5 protein-coding genes are annotated in these 9717 nt (G+C 63.9%); 2 read left to right on the top strand and 3 right to left on the bottom strand.

Features of this window, described 5'->3' with window-relative positions; all coding sequences use genetic code 11:
• Nucleotides 1–360 precede the first annotated feature (360 nt).
• Both ABSG20_RS21515 and ABSG20_RS21510 read left to right on the top strand, forming a co-directional pair.
• Nucleotides 361–1494, top strand: coding sequence for a nitronate monooxygenase (locus ABSG20_RS21515; RefSeq protein ID WP_423866529.1), 1134 nt, complete (start codon nt 361–363; stop codon nt 1492–1494).
• Between the two features lie 46 nt (nt 1495–1540).
• The gene (locus tag ABSG20_RS21510; RefSeq protein ID WP_423866528.1) at nt 1541–3055 is read left to right on the top strand and encodes an acetyl-CoA acetyltransferase; all 1515 of its coding nucleotides are present in this window, start codon (nt 1541–1543) and stop codon (nt 3053–3055) included.
• A gap of 193 nt (nt 3056–3248) precedes the next feature.
• Here the strand turns inward: ABSG20_RS21510 and ABSG20_RS21505 are convergent, their stop codons facing one another.
• The 3 genes from ABSG20_RS21505 to ABSG20_RS21495 all read right to left on the bottom strand — a co-directional run bounded on the left by ABSG20_RS21505 (nt 3249) and on the right by ABSG20_RS21495 (nt 9530).
• Nucleotides 3249–4451, bottom strand: a complete 1203-nt coding sequence (locus tag ABSG20_RS21505) for an efflux RND transporter periplasmic adaptor subunit (RefSeq protein WP_423866527.1) — start codon at nt 4449–4451, stop codon at nt 3249–3251.
• Nucleotides 4441–7623 (bottom strand): efflux RND transporter permease subunit, encoded by a 3183-nt coding sequence (locus ABSG20_RS21500; RefSeq protein ID WP_423866526.1) that lies wholly within the window; start codon nt 7621–7623, stop codon nt 4441–4443. The genes ABSG20_RS21505 and ABSG20_RS21500 overlap by 11 nt, the downstream gene beginning before the upstream one ends.
• 200 nt (nt 7624–7823) lie before the next feature.
• The gene (locus ABSG20_RS21495) at nt 7824–9530 is read right to left on the bottom strand and encodes a methyl-accepting chemotaxis protein (RefSeq protein WP_423866525.1); all 1707 of its coding nucleotides are present in this window, start codon (nt 9528–9530) and stop codon (nt 7824–7826) included.
• Between the last annotated feature and the right edge of the window lie 187 nt (nt 9531–9717).

Raw genomic sequence — 9717 nt, 5'->3', positions numbered from 1 at the left:
ATGCCGGTAGGGCGCCTCACCACCCAACCAAGCTATGCCCCGATGTTCACGCTTGAGCGGGCGCCATCGCTATAGCCGAGGCCAGCACCTGGCACCAACCGGACCTCCAGCGATTTCCGAAGTTCGGTCGCTATCTATACCAACCTAAGGCTCGGCCTCGCCTCTTCATGGCCATTGCGAGCAAGTAGCCCGCATGCGCACATTGATATGCGGGAACCAAATTCGAAGACCGCGGATTCGCTTCACTCATCCGGACTACGCTCGCCAACAGCGCTTGGCATCGCGGCCCGAAATACGCTAGCGTTCGCGCAACTCGCCTATCGACGGCCATACCAATTTCCGCAGGGAGTGACCACAATCATGAAATCGCCTGTCTGCGAGATGCTGGGTATCGAATTTCCCCTGCTGGCCTTCAGCCATTGCCGCGACGTGGTGGCGGCCGTCAGCCGCGCCGGTGGTTTCGGCGTGCTTGGCGCGACCACGCATTCGGCCGCATCGATCGAGCAGGAACTGAAATGGATCGACGATCATGTCGATGGCAAGCCCTATGGGCTCGACGTGTTGATCCCGGAAAACATTTCGACGGCGGGTGAGAAGGACGTCACCTGGAAAAGCCTGGAGGCCCGGATTTCGAACGAACACCGCGCCTTCACCCGCAACCTGCTGAACAAATACGGCATCGAACTGACCACGACCGAGGTCGACGCCGACCAGCCGCAACCGTTCGACGCGCAATGCGCGCTGGAAGTTCTCGAGGCGTCGTTCCGGCATCCGATCCGCCTGATCGCCAATGCGCTCGGCGTGCCGCCGAAGGCGATGATCGAGATGGGCAGAAAGCATGGCGTGCCGGTGGCGGCGCTGATCGGCGCCAAGGAACATGCGCTGCGCCAGGTCGCCGCCGGCGTCGATATTCTGGTGGTGCAGGGCACCGAGGCCGGCGGCCATTGCGGCGAGGTTTCGACCATGGTGCTGGTGCCGGAAGTGATCAAGGCCATCAAACCGATCCGCGATGTGCCGGTGCTGGCCGCGGGCGGCATCATGACCGGGCGCCAGATGGCGGCCTGCATGGCGATGGGCGCCGCCGGGGTCTGGACCGGTTCGGTGTGGCTGGCCACGATCGAATCCGAGACATCGGAAATCTTTCGCGAGAAAATGATCGCGGCCTCCTCGCGCGACGCCGTGCGCTCCCGCGGCCGCACCGGAAAGCCGGCGCGTCAGTTGCGGTCGGTGTGGACCGACGCCTGGGACCGCGGACCCGACAGCCCCGGCGCGCTGCCGATGCCGCTGCAGAGCATCCTCAGCCGTGACGCCTTCGACTCGATCGACCGCGCCGCCGCGGCGGGCAATGCCAGAGCGCGCGACCTCGTCAGCTATTTTGTCGGACAAGGGGTCGGCCTGATCGACAGCGTGAAGTCGGCCGGCGCCGTGGTGCAGGAATTCAAGGAAGATTTTGTCGAGGCGGTGGAACACATGAACGCGCTGGTGGCGGAGTAACCCCGCGCCCACGGCGCAAACGAACGCGCGAAGGCCAGAACAGCAAATGACAGCTGCCCTGCAATTAGACGACCGCATTCCTGTCATCGTCGGTGTCGGCGAAATCGTCGATCGGCCGAAGGAGATTGCCGCGGGGCTCGAGCCTCTCGCCTTGCTGGAACAGGCCTTGCGGCGCGCCGAAGCCGACAGCGGCGCCAAGCTATTGGGCGAAGTCCAGTCGCTCGATGTCGTCAATTTCCTGAGCTGGCGCTACCACGATCCGGAACAGCTGCTTGGCCGGCGCCTCGGCATCAAGCCGTCACACGCTTATTACGGCCCGGTGGGCGGCGAAAGCCCGATCCGCTATCTGCACGAAGCAGCACAACGCGTCGCCCGCGGCGAATGCAGCGTCGCCGCGGTCTGCGGTGCCGAAGCGCAGAGTAGCGCGACCAGGGCCGAACGCGCCGGCATCACCCTGCCCTGGACGCCCTTCGCCCACGACGTGCCGGAGCCAAAGCGCGGCGCCGCGTTCCAGAAACCGATGGCGGTAAAACTCGGCGTGTTCAGGCCGGTGACGGTTTATCCCTTCTACGAAGCCGCGACCGCGGCGCATTGGGGCCAGACCCCACGCCAGGCGATGGCGGAATCAGGCCAGCTGTGGTCGACCTATTCCGAAGCGGCTGCGCAAAATCCCAATGCCTGGCTAAAGCGGCGTTTTGCGCCCGAGGAGATCACGACGCCTTCGCCGGACAACCGGCTGATCGCCTGGCCCTACACCAAACTGATGGTGGCCAACCCGACCGTCAACATGGGCGCGGCGATCCTGATCACGAGCCTTGCGAGGGCGCGCGCCGCGGGGATTGCCGGAGATCGCCTGGTTCATTTCTGGGGCGGCGCTTCGGCGGAAGAGCCGCGCGATTACCTGGTCCGCGACCAGTTTTTCCAGAGCCATCCGCAGAATGCGGTGCTCACAGCGGCGATGGATCTGGTCGGCGGGGACGGCCGCGCGTTCGACGCCATCGAGCTCTACAGCTGCTTTCCCTGCGTGCCAAAAATGGCGCGGCGGACGCTCGGTTTGGGACCCGACGTGCAGCCGACGGTGACCGGCGGCCTGACGTTTTTCGGCGCGCCGCTCAACACCTATATGACGCACGCGGCCTGCGCGATGGTGCGCAAGCTGCGTGATGGCGCCAAGCTTGGTCTGCTCTACGGCCAGGGCGGATTCGTGACAAAACATCACGCGCTGGTGCTGTCGCGGCAGCCGCCACCGGCGCCGCTGGCCCAGGATACCAGCGTGCAGGCCGAGGCCGACCACCAGCGCGGCGCGGTGCCTGACTTCGTCACCGAAGCCAGCGGCAAGGGCCAGGTCGAGAGCTTTACCGTGCTGTACGGCCGCAATGGCGAGGTCGAGCACGGCGTGGTGATGCTGCGGACCTCGGACCGCGCCCGCGCGCTGGCGCGGGTGCCCGCGCAAGACGGCGCGACACTTAAGCATCTTCTCAACATGGAGCGCACGCCGGTGGGGACGACCGGCGACATCGTCAGCGCCGATGATGGCGTGCTGGAGTGGCGGGTGGGGTGAGGCCGAGGCGAGCTCTCTGATCTCCCGCGCCCCGCTCTTCGCGGGGAGAGAGCCCGTCCCGGGCTTGACCCGGGGCGGGGTGAGGGCTGTCTCAACAGGCGTGCTCGCGGAAAGTCCCCCTCACCCGGATCGGCAAAGGCGATCCGACCTCTCCCCGAAAGCGTGGCGAGGTAAGGCAGCGGCGGCGCCCGCCCTATCCCTTGACATCCTGCTTCGCCGAAACCGTGGCGGGCTTGCCGCCCTTTGCGGAACTGCCCGCGACGCGGACCTGATCGCCATCGGCGATGCCGTCCGGGGGTGCGACGATGATACGGTCGTCGGCGGAGATGCCCGAGGCCAGTTCGATCTCCTTGCCGAGATCGCGGGCGATGGTAACGGTCCTGAACATGACCCTGTCGTCGGCGCCTATTGTCGCCACCCGCAGGCCGTTCTGGTTGAAGATCAGGGCGCTGGCCGGAATATGCAGCGGTGCGGTGTCGCGTTGCAGGCCAAGGCGCACATTGGCGTAGCCGCCGGGCATCAATTCGCCGCCGGCATTGTCCAGCGCCAGCTGCATCCGCGTGGTGCCGGAGCCGACGTCGACGGATTGCGACGAAGCCTCTACCGTCGCGGCGAAGGTGCGGTTCGGATATTCCGGCATCGAGATCACCGCCTTGGCGCCGATCCTGATCGCGGGCACGTAATTCTGGGGAACGTTGACATAGACCCTGAGCTTGCTGATGTCGGAGATCACGAACATTGCCGGGCCAGAACCGCCGCCGGCATTGATCAACGCGCCGACGTCGGTATCGCGGGCGGTGACCACGCCGTCAAACGGCGCGGTAATCTTCTTGTAGCCGGCAAGAGCCTCCAACCGTTCGACATTGGCCTGGCCGGAATTGACCGCGGCCTTCTTGTTGGAGAGGTCGGCGGTGCGCTCGTCGATTTCCTGCATCGAGACGAAGTTCGAGGGGATCAGCGTTCTCCGGCGCTCCAGCGTGGCTTCGGAAAGTTTTGCGCTGGCCTGCTGGCTGGCAAGATCGGCGCGCGCCTGCAACAGCTGCTGGTCCAGATCCGGCGCCTCGATTTCGGCGAGCACCTGGCCCGCCCTGACCTTGGCGCCAATGTCGGCGCTCCAGCTCTTCAGGTACCCGTTGACGCGCGCAAAAATCGGCGCGCGGTAATAGGCCTCCAGCCTGCCCGGCAGATCGAGGGTGGCGCTGAGAGCCCTGGCGTCGGGCAGCACCACCGCCACCGTCGGGATCGCCTGGTCGTCGGTCCAATCGCGCAGCCTCGCGCTCGAATCCTCACGCGCCCTGATGCCGCTCACCACGACCAGTAACGCGGCGACAGCCGCCGCAACCCCGAAAATGCCCAACTTCCGGCGAGAGACCGGCGGGCCTTGTTCAGTCGGCATGCGACATCTCCGGTAAGGCGGGGGCCCTGGCGCCCCGCCTGGCGTGGACCATACTGAAAACCACGGGAACAAACATCAGCGTAGCGACGGTGGCGAAGATCAGGCCTCCGATCACCGCGCGCCCGAGCGGCGCGTTCTGTTCGCCGCCCTCGCCAAGGCCGAGCGCCATCGGCAACATGCCGATGATCATGGCCAGCGCCGTCATCAGCACCGGACGGATGCGGACGAATCCGGCTTCGATCGCCGCCGCGATCGGGTCGCCCAGTTCTTCGTAGCGTTCCTTGGCGAAAGAGATCACCAGCACGCTGTTGGCGGTAGCGACGCCCATGCACATGATCGCGCCGGTCAGCGCCGGCACCGAGAGGGTCGTCTCGGTCGCAAACAGCATCCATACGATGCCGGCAAGGGCGGCCGGCAGCGCCGTGATGATGACGAACGGATCGGTCCAGGACTGGAAGTTGACCACGATCAACAGATAGATCAGCACCACCGCGGCAAGCAATCCGAACAGCAGCCCGGAATACGCGCTGTTCATGGTCTGCACCTGGCCGAGCAGAGCTACCGAACTTCCCTTTGGCACGTCCTTGGCGGTATCCACGATCACTTTCCTGACGTCGGCGGCGACCGCGCCGAGATCGCGTCCCTGCGGCGTCGCATAGATCTGCACCATCGATTGGATGTCGTATTGCGAGACAACCGCGCTCGACACCGATCGCGTGATATTGGCTATGCCGCCCAGGATCGGCGCCGACGGACCGCCCGCGGTAATCGGCAAGGTCTCCAGCGCGCCCAGCGAATCGATCTGGGATTGCGGTGTCTGCATCACGATCGCATACGATACGCCGTTGTCCGGATTGAGGTAGTAGGTCGGCGCGACCTGCCCGCTGCCCGCCAGATTGACGGTGAGGCTGTTGGTCACGTCGCGTTCGGTCAAGCCGACATATTGCGCACGGGTGCGGTCCACGTCGATGTTAAAGCTCGGATTGTTGGGCGACTGCTGAATGCGCGCGTCGGCGATGCCGGGGATCCGGCGAATCCGGGTCAGCAAATGATTGGCGTAGGCGAAACCCGCATTGACGTTGGCGCCGCGAATCTCAAGGTCGATCGGCGCCGGCGCGCCGAAGTTCAGGATCTGGTTGACGATATCGGCCGGAAGAAACGCGAAGGTCATGCCCGGAAATGCGCGCGGCAGCTGCTCCCGCATCGCCTTCACATAGGCTTCGGTCGGATGGTGATCTTGCTTCAGCTTGATCTGGATATCGCCGTCCTGCGGTCCGATCACGCCGGTGTTGTTGTAGGTCATGTTGATGCCGCTGATGGGCATGCCGATATTGTCGGCCAGCGTCTCGATCTCGGCCGGGGGAATGATCCTGCGGATCGCCTTCTGCACATCGGCGAATTGATTGGCGCTCTCCTCGACGCGGGTGCCGACCTGGGTGCGCACATGCATCAGGATCTGCCCTGCATCGACGGACGGGAAGAAGTTTTGTCCGAGATACGGCACCAGCAGGAACGAAACCCCGACCAAGCCCAGGAATCCGATCACGAAGATCGGCCGGTGCCGCATCGTCAGCGTCAACACATCGCGGTAGCCGCCGCGAAAACTCTCAAATCCCGCCTCGAAGCCGCGCTGCAACCGTACCAGGGGATTGCGCGAGCGCACCGGCGCCCCGTCGCCGGCGTGGTGCAGATGCGGCTGCAGCAGATACATTGCCATGGTCGGCACCAGCGTCCGCGACAGGATGAACGACCAGATCATCGCGAACACCACCGCTTCCGCCATCGGCACGAACAGGAAGCGGGCGACGCCTTGCAGGAAAAACATCGGAACAAACACGATGCAGATGCACAGCAGCGAGACGAAGGCCGGCACCACGATCTGATTGGCGCCATCCAGGATCGCGGTCCGGACCTCCTTGCCCTGCTCGAGATGCCAGTTGATATTCTCGATCGTCACGGTCGCCTCGTCGACGAGGATGCCGACCGCAAGCGCCAACCCGCCGAGCGTCATGATATTGAGGGTCTCGCCGATCGCCGACAGCATCGCGATCGCGCCGAACACGGCGAGCGGGATCGATGTCGCGATGATGATCGTCGAGCGCCAGCTGCCCAGAAACAGCAGGATCATCAGGCTGGTCAGGAGCGCCGCGATCACGCCTTCGCGAGCCACGCCGGAAATGGCACCGCGGACGAATATCGACTGGTCGCCGATGAAGCCGATCCTGAGCGCGTCGGGAAGCTGCCCCCTGACGTCGATGACCTTCTGCTTGATGCCCGAAATGATATCCAGCGTCGAAATGTAGCCTGCCTTCAGCACCATCATCAGAACGGAGCGATTGCCGTTGACATGGACTATGTTGGTTTGCGGCGGATTGCCGTCGCGGACGCTCGCGACGTCGCGAATGTAGACCATGGCGCCGTTCACGGTCTTGATCGGCAGGTCGCCGAGGTCTTGCATCCGGAGCGGCGAGTTGTTGAGCTGGATGGTGTACTCGAAATTGCCGATCTTCTGCGTGCCCGCCGGCGTGATCAGATTTTGCGCAGCGAGTGCGTTGGCGACGTCCTGACCCGACAGCCCGCGCGCCTGCAGCGCCGACGAATCAAGATCGATCTGCACCTGACGCTGCTTGCCGCCATATGGATACGGGATCGCGGCGCCGGGCACCGTGATCAGCGGCGTCCGCAGCTGATTGATTCCGATGTCGGCGAGGTTCTGCTCGGTAAGGCCCTCGCCGGACAAGGCAACCTGGATGATCGGAACCGTGGAGGCGCTGTAATTCAGGATCAGCGGCGGGGTCGCGCCGGGCGGCATCGCCTTGATCAGGGTCTGCGAAATCGCGGTGACCTGGGCGTTGGCGGTGCGGATATCGACGTTCGGCTGAAAGAAGATCTTGACGATGCCAAAACCGTTATAGGAATTGGCAACGATGTGCTCGATATCGTTGACGGTCGTGGTCAGCGCGCGCTGAAACGGCGTCGTGATCCGCCCGGCCATCTGATCCGGCGGCAGGCCGGTATACTGCCAGACCACGCCGATCACGGGGATGCGAATGTCCGGGAAAATGTCGGTCGGCGTGCGCAGCGCGGCCAACGGCCCGATCATCAGCAAGAGAAGCGCGAGCACGACGAAAGTGTAGGGCCGGCTCAGGGCGATGCGAACAAGTGCGACCATGAAGCAGGCGTTCCCCCGGGGGCGAGTGGACCGCGCGGAACGTAAGGGTTCCGAAAAAGTCCAGTTCATTGCCCCTGATTTACCCGAACCGCGCCAAAATAGCTAACCTCGGGCACGCCTGCCAGCCTGCACTTTCCAGATAGCAGGCCTGGCGCCCCGTCGCGGGCGGAGCCCGGCCCGGCATCGGCACCGCGGTCCCGTCAGGCCGCCCTGACCGAATTCAGGAACTTGCCGACCTCGAGCTTGAGGCGGTTGGAGTCGCGGGACAACGACTTCGCCGCGGCGAGCACCTGCGAGGAGGCCGAGCCGGTCTCGCTGGCGCCGCGCTGCACGTCGCTGATGTGGGTCGAAACCTGCTGGGTGCCCTGCGCCGCCTGCTGCACGTTGCGGGAAATCTCCTGCGTCGCCGCGCCCTGCTCTTCCACCGCCGCCGCGATGGTCGATGAAATCTCCGACAGTTTCTCGATGGTGCCGCTGATCTCCTTGATGGCGCCGACCGACTCCTGGGTCGCGGCCTGGATGCCCGAGATCTGCTGGCCGATCTCGCCGGTCGCCTTTGCGGTCTGCTCGGCCAGTGCCTTCACTTCGGAAGCCACGACGGCAAAACCTCGACCGGCCTCGCCCGCCCGCGCCGCTTCGATGGTGGCGTTGAGCGCCAAAAGATTGGTCTGGCCCGCGATGGTGTTGATCAGTTCGACCACGGCGCCGATGCGGCCGGCCGCCTTCGACAATTCGCTGACGCGGTCGTTGGTCTTGCGGGCCTGATCGACCGCTTCATTGGCCATCCGGGCCGATTCCTGCACCTGGCGGCTGATCTCGTTGACCGAGCTGCTCAGTTCTTCGCTCGCCGAGGCCACCGACTGCACGTTGGTAGAGGCTTCTTCGGAGGCAGCCGCGACCATGGTCGTCAGTCCCTGGGCACGCTCGGCGGTCGCGGTAAGCGTGCCGGCCGATGCTTCCAGTTCGGTGGAGGCCGAAGATACGGTCTCGATGATCTCACCGACCGCGCCTTCAAAATCATCGGCAAGTTTCTTCATATCCATCTTGTGTTGTTCGGCGGCGCGCTTCTGCGTCGCCTCAAGGCCGACCTTCAGACGCTCAACCTCGATCGCGCTGGTCTTGAAAACCTCCACGGTGCGCGCCATTTCGCCGAGTTCGTCGCGCCGTTCGACGCCGGGAACCGCTGCCTTCAAATCGTTGCGGGCGAATGCCTCCATCACCGCCTTCAGCTCGTCGATCGGCCGCGAAAGACCCTTGATCCCGATCCACATCGCCGCGGCCAGGCCGATCAACAGACCGATGCCGGATGTGATCAGCACGACGAGAATCGTGGAATTCGTTTGCGCCGTCAGTTCATCCGACAGCTTGGCGGCGTGGGAGAGAAGAAAGTCAGTCAATTTCGTCTGCTCGCGAATCGCAAATCCCATGACGGGACTGCATTCCTTATAGAGGCGCTCACCAGCTTTCAGATTGTCCTCTGGCGTCGTCGTTTTCGCGGCGTATTGAATAACGGGATCGCACGCCGCAAACGCCTTCTCGTAATTGGCGATGACCGGCTGAATGGCGGAGGATGTCTCAGTCTCAGGCAAATCCTTTGCGACTCGCGCCATGATGGTCTCGAACGATTTTCGATCCTCGACCGCCTGCGCAAGCAGCTTGGCGTTGCCCGCGTCCGTGGTTTCCGTCAAAAGTTGAAATGCCGAGGACAGGTAAGCTTCGGCCAGGCGCGAGGCGCGGACGGCCATGGTCGTGGATTTGTCGACGCGCCGCACCAGATCGGAATAGGCATCGTCGACGCCCTTCATGCGCAGGGCGGCAATGCTCACCGCACCGATCGTGACGATCGCCATCAGGACCACGATCAGGGCGACCTTGAGGGTAATTTTGAAATTGTTGAGCCACGACATTAGGTTCTCCTGAGCAGCTGGGCTTGCCAGCCGCACGCCGTTGCAGCGAGTTCAAGTCGGAAGGTTAAGAGTTCGCCGCCGCCGAATTGACGGGATTCGCATGTTGGAAGACACCCTCGAGGCAATAGCATTGGCCGATCTGCATCAAAGTTAATTTCAGTCACCGTAGCAATACGGAAAGCTCCCC

Source organism: Bradyrhizobium sp. (genome assembly GCF_049512235.1).
Lineage (GTDB): Bacteria > Pseudomonadota > Alphaproteobacteria > Rhizobiales > Xanthobacteraceae > Bradyrhizobium.
This window is presented reverse-complemented; position numbering and strand designations above follow the sequence as displayed.

Coding starts and splice junctions, on each gene's coding strand:
- ABSG20_RS21515 (WP_423866529.1), top strand. CDS start 361: ATGAAATCGCCTGTCTGCGAGATGCTGGGTATCGAATTTCCCCTGCTG.
- ABSG20_RS21510 (WP_423866528.1), top strand. CDS start 1,541: ATGACAGCTGCCCTGCAATTAGACGACCGCATTCCTGTCATCGTCGGT.
- ABSG20_RS21505 (WP_423866527.1), bottom strand. CDS start 4,451: ATGCCGACTGAACAAGGCCCGCCGGTCTCTCGCCGGAAGTTGGGCATT.
- ABSG20_RS21500 (WP_423866526.1), bottom strand. CDS start 7,623: ATGGTCGCACTTGTTCGCATCGCCCTGAGCCGGCCCTACACTTTCGTC.
- ABSG20_RS21495 (WP_423866525.1), bottom strand. CDS start 9,530: ATGTCGTGGCTCAACAATTTCAAAATTACCCTCAAGGTCGCCCTGATC.